General features: G+C 71.9%; 11 protein-coding genes. 3 read left to right on the forward strand and 8 right to left on the reverse strand.

From position 1 onward, the window contains the following. Nucleotides 1–230 precede the first annotated feature (230 nt). Nucleotides 231–827 (reverse strand): hypothetical protein, encoded by a 597-nt coding sequence (locus AC069R_RS11945; RefSeq protein WP_478766670.1) that lies wholly within the window; start codon nucleotides 825–827, stop codon nucleotides 231–233. Between the two features lie 526 nt (nucleotides 828–1353). Between AC069R_RS11945 and AC069R_RS11950 the strand changes: the two genes are divergently transcribed. Further along, nucleotides 1354–2193: a class I SAM-dependent methyltransferase gene (locus tag AC069R_RS11950; protein ID WP_478766672.1), complete on the forward strand. Its 840-nt coding sequence runs from the start codon at nucleotides 1354–1356 to the stop codon at nucleotides 2191–2193. 43 nt (nucleotides 2194–2236) lie between these two features. Here AC069R_RS11950 and ftsH read toward each other — a convergent pair whose 3' ends face one another. The 6 genes from ftsH to nsdA all read right to left on the reverse strand — a co-directional run bounded on the left by ftsH (nucleotide 2237) and on the right by nsdA (nucleotide 11982). Further along, complete coding sequence (gene ftsH / locus AC069R_RS11955) at nucleotides 2237–4180, reverse strand: ATP-dependent zinc metalloprotease FtsH (RefSeq protein ID WP_478766675.1); 1944 nt, start codon at nucleotides 4178–4180, stop codon at nucleotides 2237–2239. 142 nt (nucleotides 4181–4322) lie between these two features. Continuing rightward, nucleotides 4323–5876 (reverse strand): signal recognition particle protein, encoded by a 1554-nt coding sequence (ffh, locus tag AC069R_RS11960; RefSeq protein WP_397983803.1) that lies wholly within the window; start codon nucleotides 5874–5876, stop codon nucleotides 4323–4325. 99 nt (nucleotides 5877–5975) lie between these two features. Continuing rightward, the gene (locus AC069R_RS11965) at nucleotides 5976–8435 is read right to left on the reverse strand and encodes a [protein-PII] uridylyltransferase (protein WP_478766677.1); all 2460 of its coding nucleotides are present in this window, start codon (nucleotides 8433–8435) and stop codon (nucleotides 5976–5978) included. Nucleotides 8436–8502: 67 nt separating this feature from the next. After that, nucleotides 8503–8841 carry a P-II family nitrogen regulator gene (locus AC069R_RS11970; RefSeq protein ID WP_397983805.1) on the reverse strand — a complete coding sequence of 113 codons (339 nt, stop codon included), beginning with the start codon at nucleotides 8839–8841 and terminating at the stop codon, nucleotides 8503–8505. Next, nucleotides 8838–10235, reverse strand: a complete 1398-nt coding sequence (locus AC069R_RS11975) for an ammonium transporter (RefSeq protein WP_478766679.1) — start codon at nucleotides 10233–10235, stop codon at nucleotides 8838–8840. The genes AC069R_RS11970 and AC069R_RS11975 overlap by 4 nt, the downstream gene beginning before the upstream one ends. Nucleotides 10236–10506: 271 nt before the next feature. Continuing rightward, nucleotides 10507–11982, reverse strand: coding sequence for a transcriptional repressor NsdA (gene nsdA, locus AC069R_RS11980; protein WP_478766680.1), 1476 nt, complete (start codon nucleotides 11980–11982; stop codon nucleotides 10507–10509). A 503-nt stretch (nucleotides 11983–12485) separates the two neighbouring features. Here nsdA and AC069R_RS11985 point away from each other — a divergent pair. After that, nucleotides 12486–13148 carry a bifunctional DNA primase/polymerase gene (locus AC069R_RS11985; RefSeq protein ID WP_478766681.1) on the forward strand — a complete coding sequence of 221 codons (663 nt, stop codon included), beginning with the start codon at nucleotides 12486–12488 and terminating at the stop codon, nucleotides 13146–13148. Nucleotides 13149–13409: 261 nt separating this feature from the next. Here the strand turns inward: AC069R_RS11985 and ftsY are convergent, their stop codons facing one another. After that, nucleotides 13410–14615, reverse strand: coding sequence for a signal recognition particle-docking protein FtsY (gene ftsY, locus AC069R_RS11990; protein ID WP_397983809.1), 1206 nt, complete (start codon nucleotides 14613–14615; stop codon nucleotides 13410–13412). A 172-nt stretch (nucleotides 14616–14787) separates the two neighbouring features. Here ftsY and AC069R_RS11995 point away from each other — a divergent pair, with 172 nt between their 5' ends. Continuing rightward, entirely contained in the window at nucleotides 14788–16275 is a 1488-nt protein-coding gene (locus AC069R_RS11995; protein WP_478766683.1) for a cytosine permease, read from the forward strand. Nucleotides 16276–16495 lie beyond the last annotated feature (220 nt).

The following is a 16495-nucleotide window of genomic DNA, read 5'->3' on the forward strand; positions in this document are numbered from 1 at the left end:
CGTGGGGTTGCGGTACCCGTGTGCCCGACGGACGCGTCAGCCGGAGGAGAGAGGGGTCCTGTGCGGCTGTCGAGTACAGCCATCCATTCTGCCATACCCGGCGGACCCCTCCGGGCCGGGGTGCGCGTCCCGCGGCATCGCGGCCCACGCCCGCCGGCCTGGGGTGCCGACGGGCGCGGTGCGGGGTCGTGGTGTGGGGTCCGGCACCCACGAGATGCCGGGGTGGAGGGTCAGGCGGCGCCTGACATTTCCGGGATGCGGAAGGGTTTGCCGCAGCCGCCGCAGACGATGGGGGCCTGGGCGAGGACGGAGGGGACCACGCGGACGTTGCGACCGCAGTCGCAGACGGCCTTGACCCGGACGCCGCCGCCGGAGGAGCCATGGCGGGCGGCGGGACCCCGGAAGGTGCGGGAGGTGTCCTGCGTGGTGGCCGCCGAGTGCGCCTTGAGGGCGCGCTGGAGGCGTTCGATGGTCGGGCGGTAGCGCCGCTTCGCCTCGGGGTTGAGCGTGACCAAGGAGAAGCCGCTGCTGGGATGCGGTTCCTCGGGGTGGTCCAGGCCCAGCTCCTCGGCGATCGAGAGGAACCGTCGGTTGTGGTAGCGGCCGGCGCGGGAGGTGTCGCGGACCCCGCGCGCGGCGGCGATGCCGTGGACTGCCTCATGGAGCAGCCGTTCGAAGGAGAGTTCGTGTCCGCAGGCGGAGGACGACTCTCCGATCAGGGACTCTGGCGCGGCGAGATCCGGCAGATCGGGGTGGTACCGCTGAATGTCGGCCCACGCCTGTGCCAGCTCTGCGGCGAGAACAGGTGGTGTCTGTGTCGTGCTCACGTAATGACAACGAGCGGGGGGCACGCTGTGTTCCTATTCCGGGGCATCCCAAATAATTTGCACGTACCCGTCAGTTGGCACTGATGCGTCCTGACGAGGGCGCGTGCGCCGATGTGCGGAGGAAGCCTCACAGCTCATCACAAGCCGGTGCGTAGGTGGCACTACGATTCGCCCAGTAGGCCCTGTCACGACGGTGGCCCGTGGCGGCGCAAGAGGCGATTCGGCCGCTCTCGGTTTCCGGCCTCGCCTCGGTCGGCGCCCGTGCCGGTCGCGACGTTACCGTGCGCGACCGCACCGCCCGGCACCGGCCCGTCCTCCGGTGTGATCACCGTAAGCACAGCGGGGTTGCCGGGATGTGAATTCTCGCCACACCGGCCCACCGCGGCCAAGCAGGCGCCCTCGACCCCTGGACGGCACCGCGAGGCGGGGGTTACCTGGCATACGTGAGTCGTCGCGAGGGCGGCGGGCACGGGGGCCACACAACCGGACGCAGCGGCGAACCGTCGGCGGATGGGGGCGCTTATCCATGACAGCTTCGCTCGTACGGCGGTATCCGCCGCACGTGGAACCCACAGCCCACGAGGAAGCGGAGGCACGCGCGCGCGACTGGGCCGAGATCCAGGAACGGATGCTCGTCCCGCTCCACGAGGCCGTGTACGAACGGCTCGACGTGGGCCCGGACACCCGTCTGTTCGGCCTGCGCTGCGGCTCCGGCCTCGCCCTTCTGCTGGCGGCCGCCCGCGGCGCCGCCGTCACCGGCACCGACCCCTCCCCCGAACTGCTCGCCCTCGCCCGCGAGCGGCTGCGCCCACCGGGCGGCGGCGCCCCGCGCGCGGAACTCGGCCACGGCTCCCCCGCGGACACCGGAACCGCCGGGTCGTACGACCTGATCACCGCACTCGACCCGATCCGCTGCCCCTCCGGCGATCCTCAGCAGTTCGCGGCCCTGCTCGCACAGGTCCTCCCCCGCACCGCCCCCGGTACCGCCGTGGTGCTCGCCGGCTGGGGCCCGCAGGAACGTTGCACCACCTCCAGCGTGCTCCGCGTCGCGGCGAAACTGGCTGATCCTTTGCGCGGTACCGGCGGCTGGCGCCCGGCCCGGCGGGACGACCTGGAGGAGGCCGCCCAGCGGGCGGGTCTGCGTCCGGACGGCTCCGGGCGGGTCTCCTGCCCGTTCGGCTACGCCGACCCGGACAGCGCGGTGCGCGGGCTGCTGTCCACCGGTCTCTTCGACGCGGCGGTCGCGGCGACCGACGCCAAGCAGGTCGACAAGGAGCTGACGGAGGCCCTGCACCCGTACCGCCGCGCCGACGGCACCGTCTGGATGCCCAACGTCTTCCGCTATCTGATCGCGCGCGTCCCCTGAACCCGGTGCACCCGACAGGCCCGGCGGAGCCGGTGGACCCGGCTCACCGCGCCTCCTCGGGATCCTTGGCCAGCCGGGTGATCCCGGCGATCCGGTACGCGTCCGCCTCCTCCAGCGTCTCGTGCTCCAGCAGCGCCCGCGCCAGCGCGTCCAGCTGGCCGCGGTGGTCCTGGAGCTTGCGCAGCGCCTCGTCGTAGCACTCGTCCACGATCCGCCGCATCTCGGTGTCGATCACATCGAGCGTGCCCGGCGCCGCCGCGAGCCCGTACGCCTGCTGGGCGTCGCTCGGCAGCGCGGACAGCCGGCCGACGCGCTCGCTCATGCCCCACCGGGCCACCATCGCGCGGGCGATGTTCGTCACCTGTTCGAGGTCGCTCTCCGCGCCCGTGGTGACCACGCCGTAGACGACCTCCTCCGCGGCCATGCCGCCCAGCGCACCGATGATCCGACCGCGCAGGTACTCCTCCGAGTGGGCGTACCGCTCCACCTCGGGCGTGGACATCGTCACCCCGAGCGCCCGGCCGCGCGGCACGATGGTGATCTTGCGAACGGGGTCCGCGCCCGGCTGGAGCATGCCGAGCAGCGCGTGGCCGCTCTCGTGGTACGCCGTGCGCCGCCGGTCCTCCTCCGGCATCACCAGGGTCCGCTCGGCACCCAGCTGGACCTTCTCCAGCGCCTCGGAGAGATTCGCGCCGGTCACCCGGTCCTGCCCCCGCTTGACCGCGAGCAGCGCGGCCTCGTTGGCCAGGTTGGCCAGGTCCGCGCCGGTCATACCGGGGGTCGCGCGCGCCAGCCGGGCCAGGTCCACGTCCGGCTCCAGCGGCACGTCCCGTGTGTGGATGCGCAGGATCGCCTCACGGCCGGCACGGTCCGGCGGGGCCACCGTGACCACCCGGTCGAAGCGGCCGGGGCGGGTCAGCGCCGGGTCCAGGATGTCGGCGCGGTTGGTCGCCGCGATGACGATCACGCCCTCCGAGCCCGAGAAGCCGTCCATCTCGGTGAGGATCTGGTTGAGCGTCTGCTCCCGCTCGTCGTGCCCGCTCATGGCCGTACTGCCGCTGCGCGCCCGGCCGATGGTGTCGATCTCGTCGATGAAGATGATCGACGGCGCCACCTTGCGGGCCTCCGCGAACAGCTCGCGCACCCGCGACGCGCCGACGCCGACGATCATCTCGATGAACTCCGACGCCGAGGCGGAGAAGAACGGCACTCCGGCCTCGCCCGCCACCGCCCGCGCGAGCAGCGTCTTCCCGGTGCCGGGCGGGCCCGCGAGCAGCACACCCCGAGGCAGCTTGGCGCCCATCCTGCGGTAGGCGTCCGGGTGCTCCAGGAAGTCCACCACGTCGTCCAGCTCGCCCTTGACCTCGTCGATCCCGGCCACGTCCGCGAACGTCGTGCGCCGGGCGTCCGGCTCGGGCCCCACCGGCTTGGGCGGCGCCCGGCGCCCGAACAGACCGCCCGCGCCGGGCAGCGCGCCGCCGAGCCGCCGGGCGAAGAAGACCCACACCGCGACCAGGACCAGGATCGGGATCAGGGAGAGCAGCAGATTGGAGACGAAGCTGCGCTCCTGCACCACCGGGCGGGCGGTCACCGTGACGCCATGACTGCTCAGGTTCTGCCACAGCCGGTCGTCCGCGAAGGCGGGGCGCTGCGTCTTGAACCGGGTGTACCGGCCGCCGCCCTCGGGATTGCTCCGGGCGGTCTTCAACTGGCCCTGGATGGCGTCGCCCTTGGAGTAGATCGTGGCGACATTGCCCTCGGAGACCTGCCGGCTGAACTCGGTGTAGGAGATCGTCGGTTGATTGGCCTGGCCGAGGTAGTTCAGGCCGAAATAGGCCAGCAGGAAGACGATCACCGCGGTGACGAGGAGCCCCCACCACTTCCCGCCCCGGAGCCCTCCCCCACCGGAGCGCCGGGGCCCGTCGGGGGTGCCCTCGGCGCGCCACGGCTGCTCCGGGTCCTTGCGCGGGGGCGGCGCGTTGCTCATATAGGGACGTTAAGACAGATACCGGCGCACGGCACATGCTGAAGGGCGCCCCCCCGGAAACAGGGGGCGCCCTTCAGCGTCGTACAGCCGTCATGTCGATCAGACTGCGGCCGTCATGTCATACGACCATGTCGTACGACCGTCAGCCCATGAACTTCTTGAACTCGTCCGGCAGCTCGAACTCCTCGGAGCCCTGCTGGGGCAGCTGGAAGGCGTTGCCGGCCTGGGCCGCGGCGGCCTCGCGGCGCTGGGCCTCCTCCAGCTCCTGCTGCCTGCGCTTCATCGGGTTGCCGGAGCGCTGCTTGCCCTTGGCCTTCTTCTGCTGCTTCTTCTGCCGGCCGGGGCCGCCGCCCATGCCCGGAATCCCCGGCATGCCCGGCATCCCGCCGCCCTGGGCCATCCGGGACATCATCTTGCGGGCCTCGAAGAACCGCTCGACCAGCCCCTTCACGGCGCTGACCTCCACGCCGGAACCCTTGGCGATACGGGCGCGGCGGGAGCCGTTGATGATCGTCGGGTCCTGGCGCTCGGCCGGGGTCATCGACTTGATGATCGCGGCGGTGCGGTCGACGTCGCGCTCGTCGATGTTCTGGATCTGGTCCTTGATCTGGCCCATGCCGGGCAGCATGCCGAGCAGCTTGCTGATCGAGCCCATCTTCCTGACCTGTTCCATCTGGGACAGGAAGTCGTCCAGGGTGAAGTCCTGGCCCTTCTTGGACGCCAGCTTGGAGGCCATCTTGGCGGCCTCTTCCTGGCTGAAGGTCTTCTCCGCCTGCTCGATCAGGGTGAGCAGGTCACCCATGTCGAGGATGCGGGAGGCCATCCGGTCCGGGTGGAACGCGTCGAAGTCGTCCAGCTTCTCGCCGTTCGACGCGAACATGATCGGCTTGCCGGTGATCTGCCGGATGGACAGCGCGGCACCACCGCGGGCGTCGCCGTCGAGCTTGGAGAGGACCACGCCGTCGAAGCCGACGCCGTCGCGGAACGCCTCGGCCGTGTTGACGGCGTCCTGGCCGATCATCGCGTCGACGACGAAGAGGATCTCGTCCGGGGAGACCGCGTCGCGGATGTCCGCGGCCTGCTGCATCATCTCCTGGTCGATGCCCAGACGGCCGGCGGTGTCCACGATCACGATGTCGTGGACCTTGGACTTCGCGAACTCGATGGAGTCCTTGGCGACCTTGACCGGGTCGCCGACGCCGTTGCCCGGCTCCGGCGCGTACACGGCGACGCCCGCGCGCTCGGCGACGACGCTGAGCTGGTTGACCGCGTTGGGGCGCTGGAGGTCGCAGGCGACCAGCAGCGGGGAGTGGCCCTGCTCCTTCAGCCAGCGGCCGAGCTTGCCCGCGAGGGTGGTCTTACCGGCACCCTGGAGACCCGCGAGCATGATCACGGTGGGCGGCTGCTTGGCGAAGCGCAGGCGCCGGGTCTCGCCACCGAGGATGGTCACCAGCTCGTCGTTGACGATCTTCACGATCTGCTGGGCGGGGTTCAGCGCCTTGGAGACCTCGGCGCCGAGGGCACGTTCCTTGACGTTCTTGATGAACGTGCGGACGACCGGAAGGGCCACGTCCGCTTCGAGGAGCGCGATGCGGATCTCGCGTGCCGTGGCGTCGATGTCCGCCTCGGACAACCGGCCCTTGCCGCGGAGGTTTTTGAAAGTCGCGCTGAGGCGGTCGGAGAGGGTATCGAACACGGTGGCGTCGGTCCTCGGGGTCGGAGGGATCTGGGCTGCCCTCCAGGGTATCCGGCCCGGCAGGGCATCAGTCCCCGCCCGTCGCATTCCCGGTGCGCGTCACGGCGTCCGCAGCGTCTCCTCCAGTGCCCTCGCCACCGAGGTCGCGTCCTGTTCCGGCAGGGGCTCGCCGGTGCCCGTCGTCACGTAGAAGGCGTCGACCGCGTTGGCGCCGAGTGTCGAGACGTGCATGCTGCGGACCCGGACGCCCGCCTTCTCCAGGGCGGTGCCGATGCGGTGCAGCAGGCCGGGGGCGTCCTGGGCGCGGACCTCGATCACGGTGGCGTGGTGGGAGGCGGCGGGGGCCACCGTCACGCGCGGCGGCGGGGCGAGCAGGCCCCGGCGCCTCGGGTAGGCGGCGTCGCGCTCGGCGAGGCGGCCGGCGATGTCGAGGGAGCCGTCCAGGGCGCGCACCAGGTCGGCGCGGAGCCGGGCGGCCTCGGGCAGGGAGCCGTACTCGGCGGCGACCCGCCAGTCGAGCAGCAGCACCGGGCCGTCGCCGTCGTGCACGTCCCGCGGCAGCCGCAGGGTGCGCAGCTCGGCGGTGCGCACGGTGAGCCGGTGCATGGCGAGGACCCCGGCGACGGCGGGCAGCACGGCGCTCTGGTCGGGTACGGCGATGAGCAGCTCGACGCCGAGGGGTTCGGGCGCGCCGGGCGGTTCCTCGGCGGGCACCGGCTCGCTGCGGGCGCGCACGGCGAGGACCGGGCCGCCGGTGCGGAACGCCTCGACGGCCAGGCGTTCCTGTTCGGCGGTGGGCGCGGTGGGCGCGGGTTCGTCCGGGACGTCGCCGGCGAGCAGGGCGCCGACGCGGCGGACCAGGTCGGCGACGAGGGAGCCGCGCCAGGTGGACCAGGCGGCGGGGCCGGTGGCGAGGGCGTCGGCCTCGGTGAGGGCGTGCAGGAGTTCCAGGGTGCCCTGGGTGCCGACGGCGTCGGCGACGGAGCGGACGGTGGCGGGGTCGTCCAGGTCGCGGCGGGTGGCCGTGTCGATCAGCAGGAGGTGGTGGCGGACCAGCGTGGACAGGACGGCCGCGTCCTCGGGGTCGAAGCCGATGCGGGTGGCCACGTCCTTGGCGATGATCTCGCCGGCCACCGAGTGGTCGCCGGGCCAGCCCTTGCCGATGTCGTGCAGGAGCGCGGCGACGAGGAGCAGGTCGGGGCGGTGGACATGGCGGGTGAGGGCGGCGGCGCGGACGGCGGTCTCGATCAGGTGGCGGTCGACCGTCCAGATGTGGACGGCGTTGCGCTGGGGGCGGCAGCGGACCCGTTCCCAGTCCGGGAGGAGCCTGCTGATCAGCCCCTCGGCCTCCAGCGCCTCCCACACCTCGACGGTGGGGCGGCCGGAGCCGAGCAGGGTGACCAGTTGTTCGCGGGCCTCGGCGGGCCAGGGGGTGGGCAGCGGGCGGGCGGTCGCGGCCAGGCGGCGTACGGCGTACCGGGAGAGCGGGAGGCCGGCCTGGGCGGCGGCGGCCGCGGCGCGCAGCGGGAGCACGGGGTCGCGTTCGGGGCGGGCGGCGCGGGCGAGGACCACCTCGCCGTCCTGTTCGACCACTCCCTCGGCCAGCGGGGACCGCTCGGCCACCTGTTTCCCGCCGCCCAGCATGGCGCGCAGGCGCGGGCGTACGGCGCGTGAGCGCAGCACGCGCCCCACTTCGCGCCAGGTGACGTCACCGGCGTAGGAGATGACGCGGGCCGCCTCGTAGACCTGCCGGAGCAGGGCGTCGGCGTCGAGCAGGCCCAGTTCGGCCGCTACCTGGTCCTGTTCCTGGAGGGCGAGCCGGTCGGTGGCGCGGCCGGTGCTCAGATGGAGGGCGTCGCGGACGTCGAGCAGGGTGCGGCGGGCCTCCGCCAGGCCCTCGCGGGGGGCGTCGGCGAGCCAGGAGGCGGCGACGGCGCGCAGCGCGGTGGCGTCGCGCAGGCCGCCGCGGGCCTCCTTGAGGTCGGGTTCCAGGAGGAACCGCAACTCGCCCTGGCGGTCGGCGCGTTCGTCGCACAGCTGCTTCAGTTCGGGCAGCCGTTTGGGGGCCTGGTTGCGCCAGTCGGCGAGGACGGCGGTGCGCAGTCCGGCGGTCAGGCCGAGGTCGCCGGCGAGGTGGCGGGCGTCCAGCAGGCCGAGCTGGACCTTGAGGTCCTCGCCGGCCGTCCTGCGGGCCTCGGCGAGGGTGCGGACGGAGTGGTCGAGGTCGAGGCCGAGGTCCCAGACGGGGTACCAGAGGCGGTCGGCGAGGGCGGCGACCGCGGCGGGGTCGGAGCCGTCGTGCAGCAGCAGGAGGTCGAGGTCGCTGCGCGGGGACAGCTCCCCGCGGCCGTAGCCGCCGACGGCGACGAGCGAGATGCTACGGGACCGGCCGGCCGCGGCGGTGAAGAGGGCGGCGAGCCAGCCGTCGGTCAGTTCGGCGAGGGCGGCACGGCGCGGCGGCCCGGTCCGCGCCCCCTCGGTGAGGAGGCGCAGCCGGGCCGCCGCGTAGCCGCTGGGTTCCGGGCCTTCGGCCGCTGTCCGCTCATCCGTTCCCGTCACCCGGCGACTCCCGTTCCGTTCGGTTTCCAGGGCTGGGCCTGGGTTTCCAGGCTCGATGTCAGAGGCGTCAGAGGGCGTCCGGGCCGCGTTCCCCGGTGCGGACGCGGACGGCCGTCTCGACCGGGACCGACCAGACCTTGCCGTCGCCGATCTTGCCGGTGCGGGCCGCCTTGACGATGGTCTCGATCAGTTCCTCGGCGTCGTCGTCCTCGGTGAGGACCTCGATGCGGATCTTGGGGACCAGGTCGACGGTGTACTCCGCGCCGCGGTAGACCTCGGTGTGGCCCCGCTGCCGGCCATAGCCGCTGGCCTCGGTGACCGTCAGTCCGTGGACGCCGAAGGACTGAAGGGCTTCCTTGATCTCGTCGAGCCGGTACGGCTTGACGACGGCCGTGATGAGCTTCATGCGTCCACCTTCTTGGTCTGCTTCCCGCTCTTCTTGTCGTCCTGATTCTCCGGCCGCTTGCCGCCGCCCGCGCCGGCCGCGGCGGCCGCGGTGGAGAGGGCGGAGCCGAGGACGCCGCCGCCGGCGCCGCTGAAGTCGTAGGCGCTCTCGGCGTGCTGGGCGCGGTCGATGCCGGAGACCTCCTCGTCCTGGGTGACGCGCATCCCGATGGTCTTGTCGAGGAGGAAGGCGAGGACGGCGGAGACGATCAGGGAGTAGGCGAGGACGGCGCCGACTCCGGCGCACTGCTTCCACAGCTGGGTGAAGGAGTGGTCGCCGTAGAAGACGCCGGTGGCGGTGGACTGGCCCGTGCCGCTGGCGAAGAAGCCGATCAGCAGGGAGCCGATGATGCCGCCGACCATGTGGACGCCGACGACGTCGAGGGAGTCGTCGTAGCCGAAGCGGAACTTCAGTCCGACGGCCGCGGCGCAGGCGACACCGGCGATGGCGCCGACGGCGATCGCGCCGAGCGGGGTGACGGCGCCGCCGGAGGGGGTGATGGCGACGAGGCCGGCCACCGCGCCGGAGGCGGCGCCGAGGGTGGTGCAGGCGCCGTGCCGGATCTTCTCGTAGCCGAGCCAGGCGAGCATGGCGGCGGCGGTGGCGATCTGGGTGTTGACGAACATCAGGGGGCCGACGCCGTCGTCGTTGCCGAGCCAGGAGCCGGCGTTGAAGCCGAACCAGCCGAACCACAGCAGACCGGAGCCGAGCATGACCAGGGGCAGGCTGTGCGGGCGCATCGGGTCCTTCTTGAAGCCGACGCGCTTGCCGATGACGAGGATGACGCCGAGCCCCGCGGCGCCGGCGTTGATGTGGACCGCCGTACCGCCGGCGAAGTCGATCACGCCCAGCTTGTAGGCCCAGCCGCCGGCGCCCCAGACCCAGTGGGCGACCGGGAAGTAGACCAGGGTGACCCACAGCACGAGGAAGACGGCCCAGGCGCTGAATTTCACCCGGTCGGCGAGGGCGCCGCTGATCAAGGCCGGTGTGATGATCGCGAACATCATCTGGAAGACGGCGAAGACGAAGACCGGGATGGTGTAGCCGGGCCACAGGTCCGTCTTGCCGATGCCGGTCCAGCCGACGTAGCCGGAGGTCCAGCCGATCAGGGAGCCGTGGTCCGTGCCGAAGCTCATCGAGAAGCCGTAGAGCACCCACAGGATGGTGACGATGCCCATGCTGATGAAACTCATCATCAGCATGTTCAGGGTGCTCTTGACCCGGACCATGCCTCCGTAGAAGAAGGCCAGGCCCGGCGTCATGAGCAGCACCAGGGCGGAAGCAATGAGCATGAAGCCTGTGTTGGCGGACGACAGCTTGGGTGCGTCCGCCGCAAGCATGATGGCTGGGGCCATCGGCGTCTCCTCGTCGATCTGGGCGCCCGTGCGGGCGGTGCCTCAGCGGTCCGGTGGGGTGGCGTGGGGGCCGGGTATGCGCCAGAGACTGACGGAGCACCGTTTCCACGGAGGCCACTCGTTGTTTCACCGGCGTGACGAAGACGACCCGTGTGTTACGCGTGCATGAACCGGCCGCGGCGCGGGCCTCTCGATGACCTGGCGTTGGGGGAGCCGAGTCGGGCGGTTCGGGAGGTCCGGCCGCGGCCGGGGTTTCGGGGCGGGGTCCGGGTCAGACGGCCTCGGACTCGGGGAGGTCGACGGCGAGCTGTTCGGCGAGGTCGACCACGGCGGCGAGGTCGCCGTGGTCCCGCACGGCCGTGCCGACCGTCTTTCGGATACGGGTGTTCACGCGCTCGGAGCGGACCTTCTTGGCCACGGTCATCGCCCGCGAGGCGAACTCGGTGCCGGCCTCGGGCTCGCCCTGGAGCAGATGCACGGTGGCCATGCCGATCAGATTGAGCGCATACGACCGCTGGTGCTCGCCGTCCTTGGCGAACAGGTCCACCGCGCGGCGCATCAGCGGCTCGGCGAGGGAGGCGTAGGCGGGGCTGCGGCCCGCGTGGTAGGCGAGGTCGCGGAAGGAGTGGGAGTTCTCCGCGTACAGCTCGGCCTCGGAGAAGAAGCGGATCCAGTCGGGGTCCGGTTCGTCCCACTCCTGTGCCTCGGCGAAGGTGTCCTCGGCCATCCGCACCGCGCGCTTGGTCCGGCCGGGCTGGCCCATGTTGGCGTAGGCGCGGGCCTCCATCGCGTACAGCATGGCCTGGGTGCGCGGTCCGGCGCAGTCGCGGCTGCCGTACTGGGCGAGGTGGATCAGCTCCAGGGCGTCGTCGGGTCGGCCGAGGTGGATCATCTGGCGGCTCATGCTGGAGAGGATGTAGGAGCCGAGCGGCCGGTCCCCGGCCTCCTTGGCGGCGTGCAGCGCGAGGACGAAGTACTTCTGCGCGGTGGGCTGGAGCCCGACGTCGTACGACATCCAGCCGGCGAGTTCGGCCAGTTCGGCGGCGACCTTGAACAGCTTGCGGGTGGTGGCCTCGGGCTGGGGTTCCTGGAGCAGGTCGGTGACCTCGTGCAGCTGGCCGACGACGGCCTTGCGGCGCAGACCGCCACCGCACTGGGCGTCCCACTGGCGGAACATCCGGGTGGTGGACTCCAGCAGGTCCAGCTCCGGCTTGGACAGGCGGCCGGGCCGGCGGGAGTCGGCGGGGGACTCGGGGGCGGGCGCGGCCGGGGTGCCGGGGGTGGGCACGAGCCAGCGCTGCATGGGCTCGATCAGGGAGGGGCCCGCGGACAGCGCGAGGGAGGTGCCGAGGAAGCCGCGCCGGGCGAGCATCAGGTCGCTGCGGGAGAATTCGCCGAGCTGGGCGACGGTCTGCGGGCCGGTCCAGGGCAGGTCCACACCGGAGGCGGCGGTCGACTGGCGGGCGGCGCGCAGGCCCAGGTCCTCGATGGAGACCACGCAGCCGAAGCGCTCGGAGAACAGCTCGGAGAGGATGCGCGGGATCGGTTCGCGCGGGTTCTCGCCGTCCAGCCAGCGGCGCACGCGGGAGGTGTCGGTGGAGATGTGATTGGCGCCCAACTGGCGGGCCCTGCGGTTCACTTGGCGGGCCAGCTCGCCCTTGGACCAGCCGCTGCGCACGAACCACGAGCCGAGCAGCTCATTGGGGCGCTTGTCAGCGTTTGTCCCGCTTCCGCCATTGCCGCCCACTGGAACGCCCCCATCCCTGAGACCTCTTGCCGCCTGAGTGCGCCAAGCCCTATCAGAATGCCGGTAAATACGGCCCGGCGTCCCCCGGTTCCCAGCCTTCGAACGCGATACCGAGCCGTTCTCGGACCCTTTTCGGGTTACCGCCGAGTCGCTTCCGGGTTGCCCCCGGCATACCCACGGGCGCATGTGCCCCGAGGATTTCGCACACTCACAGTAACCCCGTGATCACCGGCTCGGCCACGCGGATCAGAGAAACGCCACCATTCGCCACCCCTTCGAATGAACTCCCGGCCCGTCCCACGCGATTCACTTGACACAGGACGAACGGAAGCGGGCGGAGTGATGCACAAAGGGGCGCGTGGATCCCGGCGCGCCACCCGGCATGCTTCAAAGCGCCGCCCCGGTTCCGTCACGGCCGGGGCATGCGGAGCCGTAGCGTTACGTTCCGCTTCCGTCTCGTTCCTTGTCGTAACCACCGGCGCGCTGGACCCGTTGGAGGGGGCATGGGCTTCACGATCGGCGGCATTCGCGAGATCCGCTCCGGCACGCGTCGGCGTGGCCGGCCGGCGGAGTGCACCACCGTCGCCGAGTTCACCGGGCTCTGGGGCTGGGACGTGGTGCCGGGTGCCCGGGCCGCGGCGGGCGCCTGCTCCTGCGGCTTCGCGGAGTGTCCCGAGCCGGGCGCGCATCCGCTCGGCTTCGCGCCCGAGGTGCCGGCCGGGGCCACGCTGGACGAGGTGGCCAAGGCGTGGGCGGAGTTCCCCGGCGCCTCGGTGCTGCTGCCGGTGGGCCGCGCGTTCGACGTGGTGGAGGTCTCCGAGCCGGCCGGCCGGCGCGCCCTGGTCCGGCTGGAGCGGATGGGGCTGCCGCTGGGTCCGGTGGCCCTGACCCCCGAGGGCCGGGCCCAGTTCTTCGTGGCCACCGGCGCCGCGGCCGAGCTGCCCCGGCTGCTGTACCGCATGGGCTGGGACGACCCGCGCGCCCTGGATCTGCGCGGGCTCGGGCCGGGCGCGTACATCACCGCGCCGCCCAGCGACCGGGGCGGCCGGGGTCCGGTGCGCTGGCTGCGCCCGCCCGCCCTCGACTCCGCGACCCGCCCCCCGGCGGCCCGGCTGCTGCTGGGCACGCTGGCGTATGTGGCGCACCGGTCGGGGTCGCGGGCGTGAGGCGGCGGCAGGAAGCCGGCCGGAGGCAGGAAAGAGCCTGAAGAAGACGACGGCCGGAAGGCGCTGGTAGAAGAAAGCCGGAAGGCACCGGCGGACGGCGGCCGGAAGGCACCGGGGGAAGACGGCCGGAAGGCGCCGGCGGACGGCGGAGGGCAGGCCGGACGACACTCGCGGGCGGCGGCCGGAAAGAGCGAAGTGCCCGTCCTCAACTGCACCTTGAGGGCGGGCACTTCTTCACGCCGAGGGGGTGAATTTACCCCCTCAGTCTCCGATCAGCGCGTCCACGAACGCCTCCGGCTCGAACGGCGCCAGGTCGTCCGCGCCCTCGCCGAGCCCGATCAGCTTGACCGGCACGCCCAGCTCGCGCTGGACCGCGACCACGATGCCGCCCTTGGCGGTGCCGTCCAGCTTGGTCAGCACGATGCCGGTGATGTCCACGACCTCCGCGAACACCCGCGCCTGCACCAGGCCGTTCTGCCCGGTGGTGGCGTCCAGGACCAGCAGCACCTCGTCCAGCGGCGCGTGCTTCTCGACCACCCGCTTGACCTTGCCCAGCTCGTCCATGAGACCGGTCTTGGTGTGCAGCCGGCCCGCGGTGTCGATGAGGACGACGTCGACCCCCATCTCCTTGCCCTCCTTCACCGCGTCGAAGGCCACGGAGGCGGGGTCGCCGCCCTCCGGACCGCGCACGGTGTAGGCGCCGACCCGCTCGCCCCAGGTCTGGAGCTGGTCGGCGGCGGCGGCACGGAAGGTGTCGGCGGCGCCGAGCACCACGCTGCGGCCGTCGGCGACCAGGACGCGGGCGAGCTTGCCGGTGGTGGTGGTCTTGCCGGTGCCGTTGACGCCGACGACCATGACGATGCCGGGCTTGCGGTCGGCGGGCTCGGTCTTCACGGTGCGGTCGACATCGGTGCCGACCAGCTTCAGCAGTTCCTCGCGAAGCAGGCCGCGCAGTTCCTCGGGGGTGCGGGTGCCGAGCACCTTGACGCGCTCGCGCAGGCCCTCGACCAGCTCCTGGGTGGGCTGCACGCCGACGTCGGCGGTGAGCAGGGTGTCCTCGATCTCCTCCCAGGTGTCGTCGTCCAGGTGCTCGCGCGAGAGCAGCGTGAGCAGGCCCTTGCCGAGGGCGTTCTGGGAGCGGGACAGGCGGGTGCGGAGCCGGACGAGCCGGCCCGCGGTGGGCTCCGGGATCTCGATCTCGGGAGCCTCGACGGTGGGTGCGGGAGGCTCCTCTACGACGACCGGCGGGCCGCCCGGGAGATCCACCTCCTCGATCGTCCGGCGCGGTTCGTCGCGCGGCGTCTCGGCCTCTTCGCCGACATGCGGCTCGGCCGGGGGCGCGGTGATGTCGGGCGCCTTCGGGGGCGGCGGGGGCAGCGACTTCCGGCGTCGGCTGCCCACGATCAGCCCGCCGAGCGCGCCGAGCACGACCACGGCGATGACTACAGCAAGGATGACGGTTTCCATAACGCGTCCCAGTATCGGCCATGGGTTCCGCCGGGACCGGGCTTGTGGCATCCTCCGAGAGACAAACGCCACGTTTGGCGAGGAGTCGGAGCAAAGTACGATGGTCCGGGCTGCGTTGACGCGCGTAGAGTCCGACCGTCCCCTTCCCCCCATCTCTAGGGCACCTTTCCCCATGAGCAAAACCGTCGAGACCGAAGGCGCTCTCGAGACCCGCGGCATCGAGCAGGTCCCGGACCACGAGCGGACCGGCCGGACCCGTGAGCTGTTCCCGACCTGGGTCGGCGCCAACATCAGCGTGCTGCTGCTGACGATGGGCGCGAGCCTCGTCGTGGCGTACCACCTGAACATCTGGCAGGCGCTGGTCGTCGCCGTGGCGGCGCCCGTCGTGTCGTACGGCCTCGTCGGTCTGATCGGCATCGCCGGCAAGCGGGGCGGGGCGCCGGGCATGGCGCTGTCCCGCGCGGTGTTCGGACAGCGGGGCAACCTGCTGCCGGGCTCGCTGATCTGGGTGGCCCGCTGGGGCTGGGAGACGATCAACGCGGTGACCGGCGCCTACGCCATGCTCTCCATCCTGGACATCCTGTTCGGGATCAAGGGGAACAGCGTCCTGGACATGGTGACGCTGCTGGTGTTCGTGGTGGCGACCTTCGCGATCTCCGGGCTCGGCATCAACGCCGTGCAGAAGTGCAACAAGTACGCCACCTACTTCTTCGGCGCCTTCTCGGTGCTGGTCCTGGTCTACCTGGCGGTGAAGACGGACTGGTCGAAGGTGATGGACCACAGCGCCGGTTCCACGGCCGCGGTGATCACCGGCATCGGCATGATCGCGGCCGGTGGCGTCAGCTGGATCCCGACGGCCCCGGACTTCACCCGCTATCTGCCGCGCACGGCCTCCTCCAAGGCGATCGTGGGTACGGCGGTCGGCGGCGCCGGTGTGGTCGTGCTGCCGATGGTCCTGATGGGCGCGGTGATGGCGGTCGCCACTCCGGACCTGGCCTCGGCCACCGACCCGGTGTCCTTCCTGGGCAAGATCCTGCCGACGTGGATCGCGGTGCCGTACCTGTTCATCGCGCTGGTCGGCATGCTGCTGATCAACTCGATGTCGATGTACTCGGCGGGCTTCACCGCGCAGACCCTCGGCTTCAAGGTGCCGCGGCACTGGGCGGTGTCGGTCAACGCCGTGATCTCGCTGGTATTCGGCGGCGTGCTGATGCTGGTCGCGACGAGCTTCATGGGCTCCTTCATCGCCTTTCTCTCCCTGCTCGCGGTCGCGTTCTCCGCGTGGGTCGGCGTGTTCGGCGCGGACATGCTGCGTCGCACGGAGTACGACGGCCGGGCCATGGCCGACACCACGCGCACCAGCGCCTACTGGTACAAGGGCGGCTTCTCCCCCGCCGCCGTGGCCGCCTGGGCGATCGGCCTGGTCTCGGGCCTGCTGTTCACCACCTCGGACTGGTTCACCGGTCCGCTCGCCAAGAACAACGTCATCGGCCAGTACGGCCTCGGCTGGGTCGCGACGATCGTGATCTCGGGCGTGCTGTACATGGTGCTGCCGAAGCCGGGCATCGCGGCTCCGGTGGACGCCGCGGAGACCGCCGCGTCCACCGGGTCCGCCCCCGCCGCCAGCCCCACCGGCGAACAGGCGACCGCCGCGGTCTGACCGGCGCTCGACGGGCTCAGCAGCCGCTCTTGTACGGGGCGGAACGCTACTGCCCTGCCCGGCATCTGACGGTACGTCAGCCACCTCCCCCCTCCGACGCCTCGCGTCGGAGGGGGTTTTGGCGTGCCTCGACGGCGGCGAGCTGAGCCGCGAGGATCCCCTCGAACGCGGCACGGCGGCTGACGCCGGGGGGCGTGCGTCGGAGCCGGCCCAGGAAGCC

The organism is Streptomyces sp. NPDC043952, from assembly GCF_056435325.1.